Origin of the sequence: Burkholderia sp. D-99 (assembly GCF_011605345.1) — a bacterium.
Lineage (GTDB): Bacteria > Pseudomonadota > Gammaproteobacteria > Burkholderiales > Burkholderiaceae > Burkholderia.
Window position 1 is genome coordinate 132,955 of record NZ_JAAOXM010000009.1, and the last position, 21,094, is coordinate 154,048.

Annotated in this window: 20 protein-coding genes; 10 read left to right on the top strand and 10 right to left on the bottom strand. The window is 67.2% G+C overall.

Going from position 1 to position 21,094, the window contains the following annotated elements; genetic code table 11:
- Window positions 1–100: 100 nt before the first annotated feature.
- The 7 genes from rqpR to HAV18_RS27630 form a co-directional block, all read right to left on the bottom strand.
- On the bottom strand, window positions 101–757 hold the full coding sequence (rqpR, locus tag HAV18_RS27600; protein WP_166962532.1) for a response regulator transcription factor RqpR: 657 nt from the start codon (window positions 755–757) through the stop codon (window positions 101–103).
- A gap of 7 nt (window positions 758–764) precedes the next feature.
- Window positions 765–1,580 carry a quorum system sensor histidine kinase RqpS gene (rqpS, locus tag HAV18_RS27605; protein ID WP_166962535.1) on the bottom strand — a complete coding sequence of 272 codons (816 nt, stop codon included), beginning with the start codon at window positions 1,578–1,580 and terminating at the stop codon, window positions 765–767.
- Window positions 1,581–1,995: 415 nt separating this feature from the next.
- On the bottom strand, window positions 1,996–2,766 hold the full coding sequence (locus HAV18_RS27610) for a ferredoxin--NADP reductase (RefSeq protein ID WP_011353501.1): 771 nt from the start codon (window positions 2,764–2,766) through the stop codon (window positions 1,996–1,998).
- 234 nt (window positions 2,767–3,000) lie between these two features.
- A complete protein-coding gene (locus HAV18_RS27615) occupies window positions 3,001–3,648 on the bottom strand; it encodes a LysE family translocator (RefSeq protein WP_166962538.1) in 648 nt (215 codons plus the stop codon).
- A gap of 155 nt (window positions 3,649–3,803) precedes the next feature.
- Window positions 3,804–4,619, bottom strand: a complete 816-nt coding sequence (locus HAV18_RS27620; RefSeq protein ID WP_039354781.1) for an endonuclease/exonuclease/phosphatase family protein — start codon at window positions 4,617–4,619, stop codon at window positions 3,804–3,806.
- A 5-nt stretch (window positions 4,620–4,624) separates the two neighbouring features.
- Entirely contained in the window at window positions 4,625–5,113 is a 489-nt protein-coding gene (locus tag HAV18_RS27625) for a hypothetical protein (protein ID WP_166962541.1), read from the bottom strand.
- A gap of 146 nt (window positions 5,114–5,259) precedes the next feature.
- Window positions 5,260–5,979: a nitroreductase gene (locus HAV18_RS27630; RefSeq protein WP_166962544.1), complete on the bottom strand. Its 720-nt coding sequence runs from the start codon at window positions 5,977–5,979 to the stop codon at window positions 5,260–5,262.
- A 230-nt stretch (window positions 5,980–6,209) separates the two neighbouring features.
- Between HAV18_RS27630 and HAV18_RS27635 the strand changes: the two genes are divergently transcribed.
- The 10 genes from HAV18_RS27635 (at window position 6,210) to HAV18_RS27680 (ending at window position 17,917) form a co-directional block, all read left to right on the top strand.
- On the top strand, window positions 6,210–7,190 hold the full coding sequence (locus HAV18_RS27635; protein ID WP_166962547.1) for an AAA family ATPase: 981 nt from the start codon (window positions 6,210–6,212) through the stop codon (window positions 7,188–7,190).
- A 176-nt stretch (window positions 7,191–7,366) separates the two neighbouring features.
- The gene (locus HAV18_RS27640) at window positions 7,367–8,476 is read left to right on the top strand and encodes an NAD(P)/FAD-dependent oxidoreductase (protein WP_166962550.1); all 1,110 of its coding nucleotides are present in this window, start codon (window positions 7,367–7,369) and stop codon (window positions 8,474–8,476) included.
- Between the two features lie 481 nt (window positions 8,477–8,957).
- Window positions 8,958–9,269, top strand: coding sequence for a high-potential iron-sulfur protein (locus HAV18_RS27645; RefSeq protein ID WP_021163765.1), 312 nt, complete (start codon window positions 8,958–8,960; stop codon window positions 9,267–9,269).
- Between the two features lie 190 nt (window positions 9,270–9,459).
- Window positions 9,460–10,767, top strand: coding sequence for an MFS transporter (locus HAV18_RS27650; RefSeq protein WP_166962553.1), 1,308 nt, complete (start codon window positions 9,460–9,462; stop codon window positions 10,765–10,767).
- 327 nt (window positions 10,768–11,094) lie between these two features.
- A complete protein-coding gene (locus HAV18_RS27655; protein WP_166962555.1) occupies window positions 11,095–12,723 on the top strand; it encodes an ABC transporter substrate-binding protein in 1,629 nt (542 codons plus the stop codon).
- 110 nt (window positions 12,724–12,833) lie between these two features.
- The gene (locus tag HAV18_RS27660) at window positions 12,834–13,844 is read left to right on the top strand and encodes an ABC transporter permease subunit (protein WP_166962557.1); all 1,011 of its coding nucleotides are present in this window, start codon (window positions 12,834–12,836) and stop codon (window positions 13,842–13,844) included.
- Between the two features lie 4 nt (window positions 13,845–13,848).
- Complete coding sequence (locus tag HAV18_RS27665; protein ID WP_166962559.1) at window positions 13,849–14,766, top strand: ABC transporter permease subunit; 918 nt, start codon at window positions 13,849–13,851, stop codon at window positions 14,764–14,766.
- A gap of 1 nt (window position 14,767) precedes the next feature.
- Window positions 14,768–15,766 carry an ABC transporter ATP-binding protein gene (locus tag HAV18_RS27670; RefSeq protein ID WP_166962561.1) on the top strand — a complete coding sequence of 333 codons (999 nt, stop codon included), beginning with the start codon at window positions 14,768–14,770 and terminating at the stop codon, window positions 15,764–15,766.
- A complete protein-coding gene (locus tag HAV18_RS27675; RefSeq protein ID WP_166962563.1) occupies window positions 15,763–16,779 on the top strand; it encodes a peptide ABC transporter ATP-binding protein in 1,017 nt (338 codons plus the stop codon). The genes HAV18_RS27670 and HAV18_RS27675 overlap by 4 nt, the downstream gene beginning before the upstream one ends.
- Entirely contained in the window at window positions 16,772–17,917 is a 1,146-nt protein-coding gene (locus HAV18_RS27680; protein WP_166962565.1) for a TraB/GumN family protein, read from the top strand. The genes HAV18_RS27675 and HAV18_RS27680 overlap by 8 nt, the downstream gene beginning before the upstream one ends.
- Window positions 17,918–18,464: 547 nt before the next feature.
- Here HAV18_RS27680 and pxpA read toward each other — a convergent pair.
- The 3 genes from pxpA to pxpB all read right to left on the bottom strand — a co-directional run bounded on the left by pxpA (window position 18,465) and on the right by pxpB (window position 21,017).
- Window positions 18,465–19,229, bottom strand: coding sequence for a 5-oxoprolinase subunit PxpA (gene pxpA, locus HAV18_RS27685; protein WP_048026612.1), 765 nt, complete (start codon window positions 19,227–19,229; stop codon window positions 18,465–18,467).
- A 67-nt stretch (window positions 19,230–19,296) separates the two neighbouring features.
- Window positions 19,297–20,364: a biotin-dependent carboxyltransferase family protein gene (locus HAV18_RS27690; protein ID WP_166962567.1), complete on the bottom strand. Its 1,068-nt coding sequence runs from the start codon at window positions 20,362–20,364 to the stop codon at window positions 19,297–19,299.
- A complete protein-coding gene (gene pxpB / locus HAV18_RS27695; RefSeq protein WP_166962569.1) occupies window positions 20,361–21,017 on the bottom strand; it encodes a 5-oxoprolinase subunit PxpB in 657 nt (218 codons plus the stop codon). Before pxpB ends, HAV18_RS27690 begins: the two co-directional genes overlap by 4 nt.
- Between the last annotated feature and the right edge of the window lie 77 nt (window positions 21,018–21,094).

The window sequence follows — 21,094 nt, forward strand, 5'->3', positions numbered from 1 at the left end:
AGCGCTTGCGCGCCAAAAGGAGGGGCGGCGGGGCGGCAGCGGACAGCGGCGCGGCATGCGCCGCGTCGCTGGATCGGACGCATCGGGTCGGGCGGGGAAATCAGGCGCCGGCCGAAGGCGCCATGTCGACGAGCCGGTTGCTCATCACGTAGAACGTGAGTTCAGCGTTGTTCGACAGCCGCATCTTCTCGAGCAGCCGCGACCGGTACACGCTCACCGTCTTCACGGACAGCGACAGCGTGTTCGCGATGTCGGTAAGCCGCTTGCCCGACGCGAGCATGCAGAGCGTCTGGTATTCGCGGTCGGACAGCTTCTCGTGCGGCAGCGGCTCGTTCTCGAACGACACGTATTCGGCGAGCGCCTCGGCCATCGCGGGGCTCACGTACTTGCGGCCGGCCGCGACCTGCTGGATCGCGCCGATCATCTGCGCGGCGTTGACCGTCTTCGACAAGTAGCCGGCGGCGCCGGCCTTCAGCGCGCGTACCGCGTACTGATCCTCGCGGTACATCGAGAACATCAGCACCGGCGTGCGCGGCAGCTTGCGCTTGAGGCGCTTGAGCACTTCGATGCCGTTCGTGTCCGGCAGCGAGATGTCGAGCAGGATCGCGTCGAATTCCTGTTTGTCGACGGCAGCCATCGCGTCGCCGCCGTTCTCGGCCTCGGTGACGTTGCGGGCGACGCCGCGGTCGATCAGCAACTGGCGGATCCCTTGCCGGACGATCGCGTGATCGTCCACGAGCAGGATGTTCAGGCTCATGACGACCTCACGAAAGCGACGCGCGGCGGGCCGCGACGGGCACCGCGAGCAGCGAGTCCCAAGCGAAGCGCGCGGTGACGCGCGTGCCGTGGCCGGTTTCCGGTGCGGCCGTCTCGAAGCTGCCGCCGAACGCCTCGCAGCGGGCGCGCATGCCGGCGAGACCATAGCCGGTACGGCGGCTCCGGGAGAAACCGGTACCATCGTCGGAGACAATCAGTGACAGATGCGTGCCGTCGGTGGCGATCCGCACGTCGACCGAACTCGCGCGTGCGTGCTTCGCGACGTTCGACAGCGCTTCCTGCGCGACGCGGAACACCGCGAGCGCGCTGGCGCCGGAGATCTGCGTCAGGCGCGCATCGGCTGCGCATACGAAGCTGGTGCGCAGGCCCGTGCGTGCCGCATGGGTGTCGACCCACGACGACAGCGTGCCGACCACGCCCGCGTCGAGCGCCGGCGTGTCGCGCTCGTCGATCAGCCGGCGATTCGCGTCGGTCGCGGCGTCGAGCGCCTGCTGCGCCAGCTCCAGCGCGCGCAGGCAACCGTCCGGCGCATCGGCCGGCAGCCACGTTTGAACGTTTGCGAGCGCGAAACGCGCAGCGGTGAGTTCGGCGCCTAGCCCGTCGTGCAACTCGCCGGCCAGGTGGCGGCGGGCTGCTTCGTCGGCGGCGAGCAATTGGGCAGACAGTGCTGCGATCCGCGCGGCGGAGGCGTCGCGTTTCGACGCGGCGTCGGCAATGGGCGGAGTCGCGGCGCAGCCCGGCACGAGCTGTTGCGACGGGAACGGGGCGTGGGCGCCCAAAGGCGCGTTAAGCGACGTATCCATGACTCTCCCTGCTGTCAGAAAGCGGTTCAGACACCGGCTGGCTGCGTGGATCGGCTGCCGTTTCGAAGACGGTCGCCGCCAGAGAATCGCCCCCTGCCGAGGTAACAAAAGTTACGTCTTGTAACACTTGCATCCGACCCTTCCACTCTCATCCGAACGGCAACCACGCGCGCCGAATAATATCTCAAAATTTCTGAAAAGGTCATGTCGGGCGGACATTTAAGGGTAAATGTGAATAATCGGAATGAACGTGTTGTAGGAAAAACACTGACACCCGAGCACCGGACGATGACGTATCCAAATGTAACTAATTGAGATGGGATGATCCCAATTTGTTACGAATTCGCCAAGTAGGGACGAAAAAAAACCGGAGCTTTCGCTCCGGTTCTTGATGACGCGCAAATTCGGGGATCGATCAGTCCACGAATGCGCGCTCGATCACGTAGTGGCCCGGTGCGCTGTTCTTGCCTTCGACGAGGCCGGCCTGCTTCAGCAGGTCGGTCGTGTCCTTCAGCATCGCGGTGCTGCCGCACAGCATCACGCGGTCGTTTTCCGGCGAGAACGGCGGGACGTCGAGATCCGTGAACAGCTTGCCCGTCGCGATCAGGTCGGTGATCCGGCCTTCGTTGTCGAACGCTTCGCGCGTGACCGTCGGGTAGTAGACGAGCTTTTCCTTGATGATGTCGCCAAGGTACTCGTGGCCCGGCAGGTCGTGCTTGATGAAGTCCATGTACGCGAGTTCGCCCTTCAGGCGGCACGTATGCGTCAGGATCACCTTGTCGAAGCGTTCGTAGATGTCCGGATCGCGGATGATCGACATGAACGGCGCGAGGCCCGTGCCCGTCGACAGCATCCACAGCGTCTTGCCCGGCAGCAGGTTGTCGGCGACCAGCGTGCCCGTCGGCTTCTTGCCGATCAGCACCGTGTCGCCCACCTTCAGGTGCTGCAGGCGCGACGTCAGCGGGCCGTTCTGCACCTTGATGCTGAAGAATTCGAGATGCTCTTCGTAGTTCGGGCTGACGATCGAGTAGGCGCGCGCGAGCGGCTTGCCGTCGACTTCGAGGCCGACCATCGTGAATTCGCCGTTGTTGAAGCGCAGGCTCGCCTCACGGGTGCAGGTGAAGCTGAACAGCGTGTCGGTCCAGTGATGGACGGATTGGACGGTGGCGGTGTCGTATTTGCTCATGGCTTTGAAAACGGACGCGCGTGGCGAACGCGAGTAACGGGCCCAAAAACGGGCAAAAAAACCGAGTGCGGCGGCCCGATCGCGGATCGGCCGGCTGGCGCGTCGGACACGCGCCTTCTCGATGACAGACGATTGAGGAACTCGTTATTTTACCCTGTTGGCGCGGATCGCGGGCTTGACCCCCGCGCCTGCGCGGATTTGGCGCAACGAATCATTTCAATTTGCTTTCATTTTTCAACGCTCGGCCGCGAGCTTCGCGCCGAGGCCGACGAGTGCCACGCCGCACAGCGCGTCGAGCGGGCGCCGCACGCGCTGGTAGCCGCGTTGCGCGCGCGGGCTCGCGAACAGGTATGCGACGCACGAATACCAGCCGGCCGACAGCACGCCGATCGTCACCAGCACTGCGCCGTTGAACCATAGCGGCACGTGCGCGGGCAGCATCGCCGCGAACACGCTGGTCCAGAACGCGCACGATTTCGGGTTCGTCAGGCACGTGAACAGGCCGCTGCGATACGCGCGCAGGTAGTCGCGCGCGTGCGGCGCGGCCAGCGGCACGCGTTCGTCGGGCGCGTCAGACGGCGCCGCGTCGCGGCGCACGCCCGAGCGCAGCAGCTTGAAGCCGAAATACACGAGGTACACGGCGCCGCCGATCCGGATCGCCTCGTACAGCCATTCGACCTGGTGCAACAGGGCCGCGAGGCCGAGCATCGCGAGCGTCGCCCAGGCGACCGACGCGGTGCCGACGCCGAGCGCCGACGCGGCGCCGAGGCTGCGTCGCCCAGCGAGCGACAGTTGCGAAATCATGAAGAAATTCGGGCCGGGGGTGATCGCCGCGACGAGATAGACGACGGCGATTTGCAGCAGGATCGGCAGGTAGGTCATGGCGGCGCGGCCCGGTGGCGGGCGCGGGAGGAATGGGCAAGCCGTTAATGTAGCGCGCGCCGCACGGCCGCGCTTTGGCCGCGTGGGACCGCGGCCGTGATCGACTCGCGATCGCGGTCGATATCGCGGCCGTTACGGTGGTCGTATCGCGGTCGTTATTGCGGATCGAGGCGCAGGCGCGCGATGTACGGCAGGTGGTCCGACAGCCACGCGGCCTCGCCGGACGGTGCGCGCCATTCGAGTGGGGTCAGCCCGCGCACGAACATCTTGTCGAGCGCGAGCGCCGGCGAGAACGCGGGGAACGTGCGGCCCGATTCGCCGAGCAGCGTCGCGACTTCGGACAACCCGATCTCGCCGAACAGCGCGACCGAATCGTTGCGCCAGTCGTTGAAGTCGCCGGCGAGCATCAGCGGGCCGTCGCCTGCGTTGCGCACGATCCAGTGCGCGATCCAGTGCATCTGGCGCAGCCGCGCGGCGCGCGTGAGCGCGAGGTGCGCGCACAGCAGCGTGACCGGGCGCGCGCCCGCGAGCGTCGCGCGCGCGACCAGCAGCCCGCGCCGCTCGAAGCGGTGCGCCGAGATGTCCCAGCGGCCGCCGAGGTCGAGCGGATGCGGCGACAGGATCGCATTGCCATGCCGCCACGACGGCTTGAACACGTTCGGCCCGAGCGCGATCTGCCAGTCGAGTGCATGCGCGATCTCGGTGGCCTGGCAGTGCCATACGTCGTCGACCGCGTCGTCCATCGGCGCGCCGAAGCCGGGCGCGAGCACGGGGCGTGGCATGCGGCGCGCCATCGCTTCCTGCAGGAAATACACGTCGGCGTGGGTCGACTGCATCCAGTTGCGCATCGCGTTCCACGCGGTGAAGCCGAGCGGTGAGCGGCCCTTGTGCAGGTTCCAGCTCACCGCGGTGATTTCGTCGGGTGCGGCGTGCGGTTCGGCGAACGGCAGGGACAGGGCGTCGGCGGACATGACGCTCAATCCTTCGCGACGTGCGCACGCACGCGGTACACGAGGTGCGGACGCTGTTCGACGAGCGTCCAGTCGGTCCACGCGTCGCCGCCGACCGTCAGGCCGGGGTGGCTCGCGACGATTTGCCGCGGCGACGCCGGCACGCACGGATCGCTGCGCGTGGCGTTTTCGTCGTCGAGCGTTTCCTGCACGTCGAGCGCGAGCGACACCGTGTTCGCGCCGGCATCGACGGTGAGCGGCGCGACCGTCACCGAGCGCGAGCGCTCGGTCGGCACGACGCGCGCGGCGTTGCCGCAGCCGACCGGCACGGCGGAAGGGTAGCGATGGGTATCGGTACGGGTCTGACCCACGGTGGTGCGCTGCTGGAACGTGTCGATGGTCTGACCGTCGCGTACCACCTGGATCTCCCACGCGACGGAGGTCGGCGCGGGGCTCTGCGCATGGGCCGCGAGCGCGACGCTCGCGAGCAGGACGGCCAGGCCGTGTTTCAGCATGAAACGTCTCCGGAAACGCGCAATAGCGGGGAACGGACGCACATCTTACGCCCGATCGATTTCGATCGCGATGTGACAGGACGCGCGGCGACAGGGGCGCCGCACGATGCGGTCCTGTTCGAAAGGTAGGGCCGCGTCATGCGTTTTCAAGCGAAAAAACGCGCGAACTCGGCGACGGGCGCACGCTCGGTGACGAGGCGGTTCTCGATCGCGTCCGGGTCCGCATGGCCGAGCGACATGCCGCAGACCAACTGTTCGTTGGCGGGAATGCCGAGGTGTTCGGTGACGATCCGGTGAAACGGCACGAACGCGGCCTGCGGGCAGGTATCGAGCCCGCGTGCGCGCGCGGCCGTCATCACGCCCTGCAGGAACATCCCGCAGTCGAGCCATGCACCGTGGGTCATCACGCGGTCGAGCGTGAAGAACAGCGCGACCGGCGCATCGAAGAAACGGAAGTTGCGCGCGTGCTGCGCATGCATGCGCGCCTTCTCGTCGCGGCCGATGTTCAACAGGCCGTACAGGTCCCAGCCGACCTTGCGGCGCCGGTCGATATACGGCGACACCCATTCGCGCGGGTAGTAGTCGTACTCGGCGACGTATTTCTCGTCGCGCGCGGGATCGTCGTGCGCCGCGGTGAGCGCGGCGGCGAGCGCATCGCGCGTGGCGCCCGTCGCGACGTACACGCGCCATGGCTGGATGTTGGTGCCCGACGGCGCGCGGCTCGCGGCTTCGAGGATCGCCTCGAGCGTGTCGTGCGGCACCGGTGTCGGCAGGAACGCGCGGATCGCGCGGCGCGACGTGAGCGCCGCGTCGACGGCGCCGATCGCATCGGCATCGGCGCACGGGGAAGCAGTGGGGACGGACATCGGCATACCTTCGGGACGGGGGCCGACGCGCCGCGCGGGCGCCGTCGGCCAAGGCCGGAGCGGCGGATGGGTGAACCGACGATCATACGCCGCGGTGCGCCGGCGTGCAGCGCGCGCGGGTGTTAGCAGCAGACGCGCGTGGCTGCTTGCTTGCGCAGGGATGCGGGATCGCTACACTGAAATCGTAAGGGTCTGATGGTCGTGTGACGGCAAGCGGCAGCGAGGTTGGTATGACGACGGCGATGGTGAAACAGGAACTGGCGGTGGCGTCCTTCAGCACGGTGTACGACCTCGAGCAGGTCGAGACGGCGCTGAGTGACCTGAACGAGAGCGCGAGCGACGCACTGCGCGCCACCTACGAGAGGATGCTCAAGACGGGCAACCTGCGCTTCTGCGTGAAGCCGAACCGGATGCCGTCGTTCGACGCGCTCGGCGAGGCATTGCCCAATTTCGCCGAGCCGCTCGACGACGTGCGCAAGCAGGTCGCGCTGTGCCTCGAAACCGATGACCGGCTCGAACTGATGCCGATCCTGCTGCTCGGGCCCCCGGGCATCGGCAAGACGCATTTTGCGAAGGCGCTCGCGCAACTGCTCGGCACCGCGTACCACTACGTGCCGATGAGTTCGCTGACGGCCGGCTGGATCCTGTCGGGCGCGTCGTCGCAATGGAAGAACGCGAAGCCCGGCAAGGTGTTCGAGGCGCTCGTGAACGGCAGCTACGCGAATCCGGTGATCGCGGTCGACGAGATCGACAAGGCCGGCAGCGATGCGCAATACGATCCGCTCGGCGCGCTGTACGCGTTGCTCGAGCACGACACCGCGCGCGCGTTCATCGACGAATTCGCGGAAGTGCCGATCGATGCGGGCAACGTGATCTGGATCGCGACCGCGAACGAGGCGCACGCGATTCCGGAGCCGCTGCTCAACCGGATGAACGTGTACGAGATCGAACCGCCCGATGCGGCCGGCGCGCGCCGGATTGCGCAGACGATCTACGACGAGATCCGCACGTCGCATGCGTGGGGGCGGCGCTTCCCGGATACCCTTGGCGACGACGCGCTCGACGTGCTGGCCGCGACCCCGCCGCGCACGATGCGCCGCGCGCTGCTGCACGCATTCGGCGCTGCGCGGCTCGACGGGCGCGACGCGATCGGGCCGCGCGACATCCGGGCCGACGAGGGCGCCGCGAAGCGCCGGCCGATCGGCTTCTGAACGAGCGGCGCGCACGGCCGCGGCGGCGTGCGCGCCGTGCAGTGCCGTGCGCCATGCCGTGCGTCGTACGTCATGCACGGCGTTGTCGCGATACGCTGCACGACCTTCGGCAAGCGGGAGAACCGGGACGTACAATTCTATTCTCTCCCCTCGACGCGCGAGCGGCGCGAAACGTCATGGAGCAGATGGATTGTGTCGTGATCGGCGCGGGCGTCGTCGGTCTTGCGATTGCGCGCGAGCTGGCCGCGCGCGGGCGTGAAACGCTCGTGCTCGAGGCCGCCGATGCGATCGGCACGGGGACGAGTTCGCGCAACAGCGAAGTGATCCATGCGGGGCTCTACTATCCGCGCGGGTCGCTGAAGGCGATGTCGTGCGTGCGCGGGCGCGACCTGCTGTACGAATTCTGCGAGACGCATCACGTGCCGCACCGGCGCACCGGCAAGCTGCTCGTCGCCACGAGCCCGGCACAGGTGAAGCAGCTGAAAGCGATTGCCGCGCGCGCGACCGAAAACGGCGTGCTCGACCTGATGCCGCTCACGCGTGTCGAGGCGCAGACGCTCGAGCCTGCGCTCGAATGCGTCGAGGCGCTGTTCTCGCCGTCCACCGGCATCGTCGACAGTCACCAGCTGATGCTCGCCCTGCTCGGCGACGCGGAGCGCGACGGCGCCGTGTGCGCGCTGAAAGCCCCGGTCGAATCGATCGACGTGCTGCGCGGCGGGCGCTTCGTCGTGCGCACGGGCGGCGACGCGCCCGCCGAGATCGAGGCCGCCTGCGTGATCAACAGCGCGGGCCTCGGTGCCCAGGCGCTGGCGCGCCGCACGCGCGGCCTCGACCCGCGCTGGGTGCCGCCGCTCTATCTCGCGCGCGGCAACTATTTCAGCCTGTCGGGCCGCGCACCGTTCTCGCACCTGATCTACCCGATGCCCGACCGCGCGGGGCTCGGCGTGCACCTGACGCTCGACCTCGGCGGCCAGGCGCGCTTCGGCCCCGACGTCGAATGGGTCGATGCGCTGCGCTACGAAGTCGATCCCGCACGCGCGAGCGCGTTCTATGCGTCGATTCGCGCCTTCTGGCCAGGCTTGCCCGATGACGCGCTGCAGCCGGCCTACGCGGGCATCCGGCCGAAGGTCGCGGGCCCCGGCGAGCCGCCGGCCGATTTCATGGTGCAGGGCGCCGCGCAGCATGGCGTGCGCGGGCTCGTGAACCTGTTCGGCATCGAGTCGCCGGGGCTCACCGCGTCGCTCGCGCTCGCGCAGCGCGTGGGCGACATGGCGGCGTACCGCTGACGTGGCAGGCGTGTAGCGGGCGTGTGTCGGCCAGGTTGCGGCCACGTGGCGGCCGTGTGAATTTCCTTATCTCCGGAATTTCGGCGCGCACATTTATTCGCTTGAGCGTTATTCTGTCGAACGGCTGTACAGGGTCTGTCTACCGATGGAACACGCATGCGTTGCCCCGAGAAGGGCCGCTCGCGAGGCGCGCGACGCCGCGAATACTGGACGTATTCGCAAGGAGCGCAACGCGGCGAGCGGCCCTTCTCGGGGCAACCCCTAATCGGTATCGTTTCCACGGGAAGGCCCGAAATCGCTCGCATGGCGGCGTCGGTCGTCGCTTGTTTGGCTCGGCCAAACGGCGCTCCTCCCTCCTTGCCTGCGCCCCGCAAGGAAGTCCCCTTGGGGGACGAGCGATTTCGGGCCTTCGCATGCGTGTTCCATCGGTAGACAGACCCTGGAACAGCTTTCAAACCAATAACGTTGGAGCGAGTCCCCCATGAAAACATCCCGTCGGAGTTTCCTGATTACGAGCATTGGTGCCGTGTCCGCGCTGGCGCTGTCGCGCGAAGCGCTGGCTGATGCGCCGATGCTGTCGGAAACCGATCCGACCGCAGTGGCGCTCGGCTACAAGGCCGATGCCACGAAGGTCGACAAGACGAAGTACCCGAAATACGCAGCGGGCCAGGATTGCGCGGCCTGCATGCTGTACCAGGGCAAGAAGGGCTCGGCCTCCGGCCCGTGCGGCGCCTTCCCCGGTAAGCAGGTGTCGGCGAAGGGCTGGTGCAGCGCCTTCTCGAAGATGGGTTGAGCCCCGTGCGGCATCGTGCGATGCCGCATTGTGGCGAAAACCGCAAAACGCCCGCCATCGAAAGATGGCGGGCGTTTTTTAATGCTTGAAAACGGTTCCGTCGCTTTCTACACTCGCTGCAAACCAGCGCGCCGCGGGCACCCGTGTGCCGCACCGCCCGACACGGCGAACTGACGAGGACGAGGCACGCATGGCGACGATTGCGAATTCAACGAAAACGATCCGGCCCGAGCGTGCGCTGAACCGGCGCGCGGTGGCGGCCGCCGTGATCGGCAACGCGCTCGAGTGGTACGACTTCACGGTGTTCGGCTTCATGACGGTCGTGATCGCCGAGCTGTTCTTCCCGACCTCCAGCGAATATTCGTCGCTGCTGCTGACGACCGCGACGTTCGGCGTCGCGTTCTTCATGCGCCCGATCGGCGGCATCGTGTTCGGGCTGTACGCCGATCGCGCCGGCCGCAAGGCCGCGCTGTCGCTCGTGATCCTGTTGATGACGGCCGGCATCTTCCTGCTCGCGGTCGCGCCGCCCTATGCGGCGATCGGCATCGGCGGCCCGATCCTGATCGTGCTGGGCCGGCTGCTGCAGGGCTTCTCCGCGGGCGGCGAATTCGGCAGCGCGACGGCGCTGCTGATCGAGGCCGCGCCGTTCTCGAAACGCGGCTTCTACGGCAGCTGGCAGATGGCGAGCCAGGCGGCCGCGCTGCTGATCGGCGCGCTCGTCGGCGCGGCCGTCACGCGCGGACTGTCGCACGATGCACTGCGCAGCTGGGGCTGGCGCGTGCCGTTCATCCTCGGGCTCGTGATCGGCCCGATCGGCTTCTACATCCGCCGCCATCTCGCCGATTCCGAAGCGTTCCTGCATGCGCAGCAGAGCGCGCGCCGCGCGACACTCGGCGACGTGTTCACGCGCCACCCGCGCGAGGTGCTGTGCGGGCTCGGCTCGGTGATCGCGCTGACGGTGACGATCTACGTGCTGATCAGCTATCTGCCGACCTTCGCGGTGAAGCAGCTGAAGCTGCCCTATGCGGAATCGTTCTACGCGGTGATTGTCGGCAACCTGCTGCTGATGGTGCTGTCGCCGGTCGCCGGCGCCTGGTCGGACCGCATCGGCCGCAAGGGGCTGTCGCTGTGGTCGCTGGTGCTGACGCTCGTGCTGATGTACCCGCTGTTCGCGTGGCTCGACGCGGCGCCGAGCATCGCGCGGCTGATCGCGGTGCAGGCCGTGCTGTCGGTCACGCTCGCAGGCTACTACGGGCCGTTCGGCGCGATGATCGCCGAGCTGTTCCCGGCCAACGTGCGCTCGACCGGGCTGTCGATCGCGTACAACGTCGCGGTGATGCTGTTCGGCGGCTTCGGGCAGTTCATCGTCACGTGGCTGATCAAGGTCACGGGCACGCCGCTCGCACCGACCTACTATGTGATGGCGGGGATCGCGCTGTCGATCGTCGCGGTCGCGTTCGTGCCCGCGCGCAGCGCCGACCTCGACGCGCCTGCGTGACGAAATGACGACATGACGATTTGAAGACGGTCATCGGATCGTTTCGCAAAACGCAATGATGTGCTGCAGAACGCGCGGAAACCGTGTGTCGAACCTTCGTGTTCGCGCCCGAATTGTTTAGTCGTCGAACGAAACTAGCGCGAGATGAACGGAATTGTCGCTCGCGCGCGTTGTCGCATTTTTTACCCACACTAAAAATCGGCAAAAACCCGCGCGGGCATATAGAAGAGTTTTTTCTCCAGCTTGTTGCCACATCGTTAGCTCAAGTAATATCCGCGTACACCGGCCCCGGGCGGGCCGGTTCCGATCTGGAGACCTGGAGGAAACATGGAATACAACCGTCTGTTGCACACCCTGCGTGTTACCGCCATTGCAGGCGTGGCAGCGGCATCGCTCGGCGTCGCGGGTTCTGCATTCGCACAGATCCCGAACAAGACTCTCGTCTACTGCTCAGAAGGCAGCCCGGCGGGTTTCGATTCCGCGCAATTTACGACCGGCGTCGATTTCACCGCCGCCACGTTCACCGTCTACAACCGCCTCGTCGAATTCGAGCGCGGCGGCACGAAGGTCGAGCCGGGCCTCGCCGAGAAGTGGGACGTGTCGCCGGACGGCAAGGTGTACACGTTCCACCTGCGCCACGGCGTGAAGTTCCACACGACCGACTTCTTCAAGCCGACGCGTGAATTCAACGCGGACGACGTGCTGTTCACGTTCCAGCGCATGCTCGACCCGAACCAGGCGTTCCGCAAGGCGTACCCGGTGTCGTTCCCGTACTTCACCGACATGGGCCTCGACAAGCTGATCACGAAGGTCGAGAAGGTCGATCCGTACACCGTGAAGTTCACGCTCGCCGAGCCGAACGCGCCGTTCATCCAGAACATGGCGATGGAATTCGCATCGATCCTGTCGGCCGAATACGGCGACCAGCTGATGAAGGCAGGCAAGGCCGCAGACATCAACCAGAAGCCGGTCGGCACGGGCCCGTTCGTCTTCCGCAGCTACACGAAGGATGCGACGATCCGATTCGACGGCAATCCTGATTACTGGAAGAAGGGCGAAGTGAAGATCTCGAAGCTGATCTTCTCGATCACGCCCGACCCGGGCGTGCGCGTGCAGAAGATCAAGCGCAACGAATGTCAGGTGATGACCTATCCGCGTCCGGCCGACATCGCGACGCTGAAGGCCGAGGCGGGCGTCGACATGCCGTCGCAGGCCGGCTTCAACCTCGGCTATCTCGCGTACAACGTCGAGCACAAGCCGGTCGACAAGCTCGAGGTGCGTCAGGCGCTCGACATGGCGATCAACAAGAAGGCGATCCTCGAATCCGTCTACCAGGGTGCCGGTCAAGCCGCTACCGCGCCGATGCCGCCGACCCAATGGTCGTACGACAAGAACCTGAAGATGGCCGCGTACGACACCGCGAAGGCGAAGGCGCTGCTCGCGAAGGCCGGTTATGCGAACGGTTTCGAGATCACGCTGTGGGCGATGCCCGTGCAGCGCGCGTACAACCCGAACGCCCGCCTGATGGCCGAGATGATCCAGGCCGACTGGGCGAAGATCGGCGTGAAGGCGAAGATCGTCACGTACGAGTGGGGCGAGTACATCAAGCGTGCGCACTCGGGCGAGCAGGACACGATGCTGATCGGCTGGACGGGCGACAACGGCGACCCGGACAACTGGCTCGGCACGCTGCTCGGCTGCGAGGCGATCAAGGGCAACAACTTCTCGCACTGGTGCTACAAGCCGTTCGACGAGCTGGTCCAGAAGGGCCGCACGACGACGGGCCAGGACGCGCGTACGAAGCTCTACATGCAGGCTCAGCAGATCTTCGCGCAACAGCTGCCGTTCTCGCCGGTCGCGAACTCGACGGTGTACCAGCCGGTGCGCAAGAACGTGGTCGACATGCGTATCGAGCCGCTTGGCTATGTCCGCTTCGATGGTGTTGGCGTGAAGTAACACGCCTGTCGTAAGCTGTCGCGAAGACCGGCTAATTCATCCGGCGGCGGGAGGCCAAAAGCTTCCCGTCGCCGGTCGCACATTTCCCACAAGAAAATACGAGACGCATCATGTTCACATTCGTGTTGCGCCGCGTGGGCATGGTGATTCCGACTTTCATCGGCATCACCATCCTGGCGTTTGCGCTGATTCACCTGATACCGGGCGACCCCATCGAAGTAATGATGGGCGAGCGCGGCGTCGATCCCGCGATGCACGCAGAGGCGATGAAACGCCTCGGGCTCGACCAGCCGCTGCCCATGCAGTACCTCCACTACATCGGCCGGGCGCTGCATGGCGATCTCGGCACGTCGATCATCACCAACACGAGCGTTGGCGGCGAGTTCTTCGCGCGCTTCCCGGCGACCGTCGAGCTGTCGCTGTGCGCGCTCGTGTTCGCGCTCGCGGTCGGGCTGCCGGCCGGCGTGATTGCCGCATTGCGGCGCGGCTCGATCGTCGACCACGGCGTGATGGGCACCGCGCTCACCGGCTACTCGATGCCGATCTTCTGGTGGGGGCTGATCCTCATCATGGTGTTTTCGTCGTACCTCGGCTGGACGCCCGTGTCGGGGCGCATCGCCGTCGAATACGACTTCCCGCACCCGACGGGCTTCATGCTGATCGACGCGCTGCTCGCGCCGGATGAAGGCTCGTTCAAGTCGGCGGTCAGCCACCTGATCCTGCCCGCGATCGTGCTCGGCACGATCCCGCTCGCGGTGATCGCGCGGATGACGCGCTCGTCGATGCTCGAAGTGCTGCGCGAGGACTACATCCGCACCGCACGCGCGAAGGGGCTGTCGCCCGCGCGCGTGGTCGTCGTGCATGCGCTGCGCAATGCGCTGATCCCGGTCGTCACCGTGATCGGCCTGCAGATCGGCACGCTGCTCGCGGGCGCCGTGCTGACCGAGACGCTCTTTTCGTGGCCCGGTGTCGGCAAGTGGCTGATCGATGCGATCGGCCGCCGCGACTATCCGGTCGTCCAGGGCGGCATCCTGCTGATCGCGACGCTCGTGATCGTCGTGAACCTGGTCGTCGACCTGCTGTACGGCGTGCTGAATCCGCGCATCCGCCACACGAGGTAATCCCATGAGCAATCTGCAAAACACCTTGCCGACCGAATCCGCGCCGGCCGGCGGCCGTGCGCTCGCGCTGCGCGAGTTCTGGGCCAACTTCTCGCGCAACCGCGGCGCCGTCGGCGCCGGCGTCGTCGTGATCGTGCTGATCCTGGTCGCGCTGCTCGCACCGCTGCTCGCGCCGCACAGCCCGGTCGAGCAATACCGCGACTTCGTGAAGATCCCGCCCGCATGGCTCGACGGCGGCAACTGGAAATTCATCCTCGGCACCGACGAAGCGGGCCGCGACATCCTTTCGCGCCTGATGTACGGCGCACGGATGTCGTTCTGGATCGGCTTCGTGTCGGTCGTGCTCGCGCTGATCCCCGGCATCGTGCTCGGGCTCGTGGCGGCGTTCTTCCAGAAGTGGGCCGACACGCCCGTGATGCGCATCATGGACGTGCTGCTCGCGCTGCCGTCGCTGCTGCTCGCGGTCGCGGTCGTCGCGATCATCGGCCCGGGCCTCACCAACACGATGTTCGCGATCGCGATCGTCGCGCTGCCGGCCTATGTGCGTCTCACGCGCGCGTCGGCGCTCGGCGAGCTGCAGAAGGAGTACGTGACGGCGTCGCGCGTGGCCGGTGCCGGCACGCTGCGCCTGATGTTCTCGCAGGTGCTGCCGAACTGCACGGCGCCGCTGATCGTGCAGGCGACGCTCGGCTTCTCGTCGGCCATCCTCGACGCGGCCGCGCTCGGCTTCCTCGGCCTCGGCGTGCAACCGCCGACCGCCGAGTGGGGCGCGATGCTGGCGTCCGCGCGCGACTACATCGACAACGCGTGGTGGATCGTGACGATGCCGGGCCTGTCGATCCTGATTTCGGTGCTCGCGATCAACCTGCTCGGCGACGGGCTGCGTGACGCGCTCGATCCCAAACTGAAACGGATGGCCTGACATGACCCAGAATCTTCTGACCATCCGCAATCTCGCGGTGAACTTCAACGGCCTGCCCGCCGTCGACCGGATCAACCTGTCGATCGCGCCGGGCGAGGTGGTGGGCGTCGTCGGCGAGTCGGGTTCCGGCAAGAGCGTGACGATGATGGCGCTGATGGGCCTGATCGACGCGCCGGGCAAGGTGACGGCCGACGAGGTCACGTTCAACGGCGTGGATCTCCTGAAGGCATCGCCGAAGGCGCGCCGCAAGATCGTCGGCAAGGACATCGCGATGGTGTTCCAGGACGCGCTGACGAGCCTGAACCCGAGCTACACGGTCGGCTACCAGATCAAGGAAGTGCTGAAGCTGCACGAAGGGCTGCGCGGCGACGCGCTGCACCGGCGCGCGCTCGAACTGCTCGACCAGGTCGGCATTCCCGATGCGAAGAACCGCATCACGTCGTTCCCGCACCAGATGTCGGGCGGGATGAACCAGCGCGTGATGATCGCGATGGCGGTGGCGTGCAACCCGAAGCTCCTGATCGCCGACGAGCCGACCACCGCGCTCGACGTGACGATCCAGGCGCAGATCATGGATCTGCTCGTGAAGCTGCAGAAGGAGCGCGGAATGGCGCTCGTGCTGATCTCGCACGACCTGGCCGTGGTGTCGGAGGTCGCGCAGCGCGTCGCGGTGATGTACGCGGGCGAGGTGATCGAGACCAATAGCGTGCCCGACATCTTCCGCGCGCCGCATCATCCGTACACCGAAGCGCTGCTCGCGGCGATTCCCGAGCACAATAAGGGGGCGCGTCGCCTTGCCGCATTGCCCGGCATGGTGCCGGGCCGCGATGATCGCCCGTCCGGGTGCCTGTTCGCGCCGCGCTGCAAGTACGTCGTCGACGACTGCCGCAAGGCGCGCCCGGCGCTCGACACGCTGGTGTCCGGCAACGATGCGATGCGCGCACGCTGCATCAAGCCGCTCAACGTTTCCAACCTCGACCTGACGGGAGGTGCACGATGAATGCAGTCAATCAAACGCGTGCCGAGCCGCACGACGAGGAAGCCGTGCTGGTGGCCGACGGCCTCGCGAAACACTATTCGGTGAAGCGCGGGATGTTCGGGCAGGGCACGGTGAAGGCGCTGAACGGCGTGTCGTTCTCGCTGAAGCGCGGCAAGACGCTCGCCGTCGTCGGTGAGTCGGGCTGCGGGAAGTCGACGCTCGCGCGCCAGCTCACGATGATCGAGACGCCCACTTCGGGCAGCCTGACGATCGACGGCAAGAACGTGGCCGGTGCAAGCCGCGAGACGGTCGCCGAGCTGCGCCGCCGCGTGCAGATGGTGTTCCAGAACCCGTTCGCGTCGCTGAACCCGCGCAAGACCGTCGAGCAGACGCTTTCCGAGCCGCTCGAGATCAACGCGAACCTGACGGCCGCCGAGCGCGCGCAGCGCATCGCGCAGATCATGCGCACGGTCGGCCTGCGGCCCGAGCACGCGAAGCGTTATCCGCACATGTTCTCGGGCGGCCAGCGCCAGCGTGTCGCGATCGCGCGCGCGATGATCCTCGATCCGCGCATCGTCGTCGCCGACGAGCCGGTGTCCGCGCTCGACGTGTCGATCCAGGCGCAGATCCTGAACCTGTTCATGGATCTGCAGGAGCAGTTCAAGACGAGCTACGTGTTCATCTCGCACAACCTGTCGGTGGTCGAGCACGTCGCGGACGACGTGATGGTGATGTACTTCGGCAGCGTCGCCGAGCTCGGCGACAAGGCGACGATCTACGCACGGCCGCGCCATCCGTACACGCGCGCGCTGATGTCGGCGACGCCGGCGATCTTCGAGGAAGACCGCCGCGTGCAGATCAAGCTGCAGGGCGAATTGCCGTCGCCGCTCAATCCGCCGTCGGGCTGCGCGTTTCACCAGCGCTGCCCGTATGCGGTCGAGCGCTGCCGTGCGGAGGAGCCGCAGCTGCGCGAGGTCGACGGCCGGCACGTGGCCTGCCATCGGGCCGAGGAGGTAGGGGAGGCGAATGCCTGAAGCGTTGGCGGCGCGCGCGTCCGGCGTGCGCCGTGCGGGGGCAAGCAGCGCGCGCGTGATGCGCGCGTACCGCTACGCGCGGCGCTGGAGCGTGCGTACCGTCACGGGCGCGGCGCTGGCCGGCGCGTGCGTGGCGGCCAGCCTCGTGGTTCCCGTCGAATCCGCGCGCGCCGAAGGGCGCGCGCCGGCCACTTCACCGATCCATCCGTCGCAAGTCCCGCCGCCCGGCATGAGCCTGCCGGGCTTTCACGCCCCTGCCGTGTCGAACGGCACGGTCGTGAGCGGCGCGGTGCGCGTGCAGCCCGCGCGCATGCCGTTCTACGTCGCGACCAAGGGCAAGGTGACGCTCTACGTGCTCGGCACGCTGCACACGGGCGATCCGTCCGATTACCCGAGCGCGCAGCCGTTCCGGCCGCGCATTCTCGCGGCGCTCGCCGCGTCGCCGACGCTCGCGCTCGAGCTGTCGCCCGACGACCTGCTCGAATCGCAGGACGACGTGTCGAAGTACGGCGTATGCCGCTACCCGTGCCTGCAGCGCCTGCTGCCGGAGCCGCTGTGGCAGCGGCTCGCGGCGCGCCTGCACGGCAACCCGGCCGCGCTCGCCGAGATCCGCAAGATGCGGCCGTGGCTCGCGGCGCTCGTCGTCGAGACCTACGATTCGCTGTCGGCCGGCCTGCAGACCGAGTACGGCACCGAGGCGCAGTTGCAGAACGTGTTCCTGAAGAAGAAGGGCGGCCGCGTGATCGGGCTCGAGACGCTCGCCGAACAGATGCGCGCGTTCACCGGGCTGACGCTCGCCGAGCAGCGCGAGATGCTCGCGCAGGACATGGTGCAGACGCCCGCGCAGAACGCCGACGACATCAAGGCGCTGCACCGGCTGTGGCGAATTGGCGACGCCGATGCGATCTCGGCATGGGCCGTCGCGAAGAGCGAACGGCTCGCGCGTTCGAAGGTGTTGTCGGCGTCGATCGACGACAAGATCCTGTACGAGCGCAACCGCCGCTTCGTTGCACGGATGACGGCAATCGCCGCACCGAACCGGCCGCTGTTCGTCGCAATCGGCGCGCTGCACCTGGGCGGCCCGCGCGGCGTGCTCGAATTGTTGCGTCAACAAGGTTACAGGGTCGACGCGAACTGATCGCCGTCAACGCGCCCGAACCGATCCTCCCCTGTTTGATCGACGTTGTGCGAGCGGCTTGAACGCCTGTATGGGCACGCAATCCGATAAGGAAAACCCTCGAATCGTCAGAAAATAGCGTTTCAAACGATTGACATCCCGATCTGCCAATATCTATCCTTCGATCCACAAGTTGAAAAAATGAAAAGAATAGAAAAAGTTCTACGGGGTAGCAGAAAATAAAGCGCGGGGTTAGCGCGTTGCCGGCACGTGATGCACGTGCCGGCCGCGGAAGTGTCTGCATGTACGGCGGGGCCAATCATCGTCGGACAACAACAAGGCATGCAGGCCGACTTGCGGGATAAGCGGCGTTCCGTCGTCCCACCGGGGAATGCAGTGATCGGGCGGCGGCGGACGTTTTTTAATCCGGAAGATTTTTCCGGTCACCGTCGAAAGACGGTTTCGGGGGGCGAATCGACAGACGGCGAAGCCGCAGCGATTGCGCCAACGGAAAAGCGCCACGAGGGCGCTTTTTTCTTTTGTGCGACGGATAACGCGACCAGCTGGATCACGCGCGTTCGTCGGCCTGCAGCATGCCGGGCGCGACCACGTCGACACCCACCGCCTCGAGCGCGGCGCGAATCCGCTTCGCGAATACCAGTGCATGCGGCCCGTCGCCGTGCAGGCAGACGGTCTGCGCATTGAGCATCACCCATTCGCCACCGATCGCGCGCACCTGACGGCTGCGCACCATGTCCAGCGTGCGCGCGATCATCGTGTCCTCGTCGTCGATCAGCGCGCCGGGCTGGTTGCGGGGCACGAGCGAGCCGTCCGCGCGGTAGCCGCGATCGGCGAACACTTCCTCCACCGCGGCGAGCCCCGCGTGCCGCGCGGCCGCGACGAACACGCTGTTGGCGAGCCCGAATACCGCGAGCGACGGATCGAAATCGCGGATCGCGGACACCACCGCATCGGCGATCATCGGGTCGCGTGCGGCCTGGTTGTACAGCGCGCCGTGCGGTTTCACGTGCGCGATGCGTCCGCCCTCGGCCTGCGCGATCGCCGACAGCGCGCCGAGCTGGTACAGCACGCCCGCGTAGATGTCGCCGGCCGGCAGCTGCATTTCCTTGCGGCCGAAATTCTCCGGATCGTGAAAGCTCGGATGGGCGCCGATCGCCACGCCTTTCTGCACGGCCCAGCGCACGCAGTCGCGCATCGCGTTCGCACCGCCCGCATGCCACCCGCATGCGATGTTCGCGGACGTGACGAGGTCGAGCAGCGCCTCGTCCGAACCGCATCCTTCGCCGAGATCGGCATTCAGATCGATTTCCATGATGTTCCTCGTCCACTGATTGCGTGGCCCGTCTTTGCTACTGCCTTCGGTACTGCTACCGCCATTGTCATGCCGCGCGCGATTGGGCGCGGCGGCGCGCTTCCTCGCGCAGGTCGATCGCAACGTCGATCTGCCGCAGATAGGCACGTTCTGCGGTCAGGGCGGCGCGCGCGGCGTCGGGTGTCGTGCGCACGAAGCGGATCGGCAGGTTGAGCCGCGCCTGCGCGAGTTTCCACAGATCCGCACGGATCACCGTGCCGATCTTCGGGTAGCCGCCGGTGGTCTGCGCGTCGTGCATCAGCACGATCGGCTGGCCGTTCGGCGGCACCTGGATCGTGCCGGGCAGCACCGCATGCGACAGCAGCTCGGCCGGCCGCTCGCGCACGAGTTCGACGCCGGCCAGCCGATAGCCCATGCGGTTGCTGTTCGCCGTGACGAGCCATTCCTCGTCCCAGAACGCCTGCTGTGAATCGGCTGCGAACGACGCGTAGTCGGGGCCCGGCAGCACGCGCACGGGCATCGCCCACGGCGCATGCGCGGGGCGGTGGCGGCGCGGCGGCTCGTCGACCCGCACGAACGCGCACCACGCCGGCGCCTTTACCCCGAATTCCGGCGCATCGGCCGCGAGGCAGCCCATTCCGGCCGGAAGCACACCGACCGGGAGGCGATCGCCGTCGCGCAGCGCGCGGCCGCCGAGGCCGCCGAAGCGCGACGCGAGATCGGTGCTGCGCGAGCCGAGCATCGGCAGCACGTCGATGCCGCCGGCGATGCACAGGTAGCCGCGCATCCCGCGTTTCGCAGCCGGAAGCACGAGCGTCTGCCCGGCCTCGACCGGCAGGCTCCACCACGAATATACGCGCCGGCCGTCGAGCGTGGCGCCGAACTCGGTGCCGGTGATCGCGATGCGGGTCGCGCGGGTGAAGCGGAACGCGGCCGGGCCGATCGTGATTTCGACGGCCGCCGCGTCGGGACGGTTGCCGACCAGCCGGTTGCCGACCTCGAGCGCGAGGCCGTCGAGCGCGCCGCCCTGCGCGACGCCGAGATGGCGCGCGCCGCGGCGCCCGAGATCCTGCACGGTGGACAGCGGGCCGGCCCGCACCACCTCGATGGTGCCCGGTGCGTTGCTCTGGGTCATCGTGCGTCGACTCCCGCAATGGTGAAGCGCACGCGGTCGCCGGGCAGCAGCAGCGTCGGCTGCGGCCGCGCCGGATCGAACAGCACCTGTGACGTGCGGCCGATCAGTTGCCAGCCGCCGGGTGACTTGGCCGGGTAGACGCCGGTTTGCGCGCCGCCGATGCCGACCGAGCCGGCCGGCACCTCGAGGCGCGGCGCCGCGCGGCGCGGCGTGTGCAGCGCGGCATCGAGCCCGCCGAGATACGCGAAGCCCGGCTGGAAGCCGACGAAGAACACGACGTAGGCGCCGGCTGCGTGGCGCGCGACGACCTCGTCGGCCGACAGGCCGGTATGGGCGGCGACGGCCGGCAGGTCGGGGCCGGCTGCGCCGCCGTACTCGACCGGGATCTCGACCTCGCGACCGTCCGCATGCTCGACGTCGGCCGTCTCCCACGCGTCGCGCAGCGCCGGCGTGAGCGACTCGGCCGTCGTGGCGAGCGCGTCGAATACGATCGTCAGGTTGTTCATGCCGGGCACGACGTCGACCACGTCGGGCCACGCGCGCGCGGCCTCGGCAACGGCCCAGACGCGGCGCTGGCAATCGAGCGTGGCGGGTGGCGGCACCTCGCAGACGAGGGCGGCATCGCCGAGCGGATAAATGCGGGGTTGCGTCATCGGACTGGCACGGTTCGGACGGCAATGTTAGCGCACATTGTCAATAAAATATCGACATCTTCCCAATAAGCGTTTTC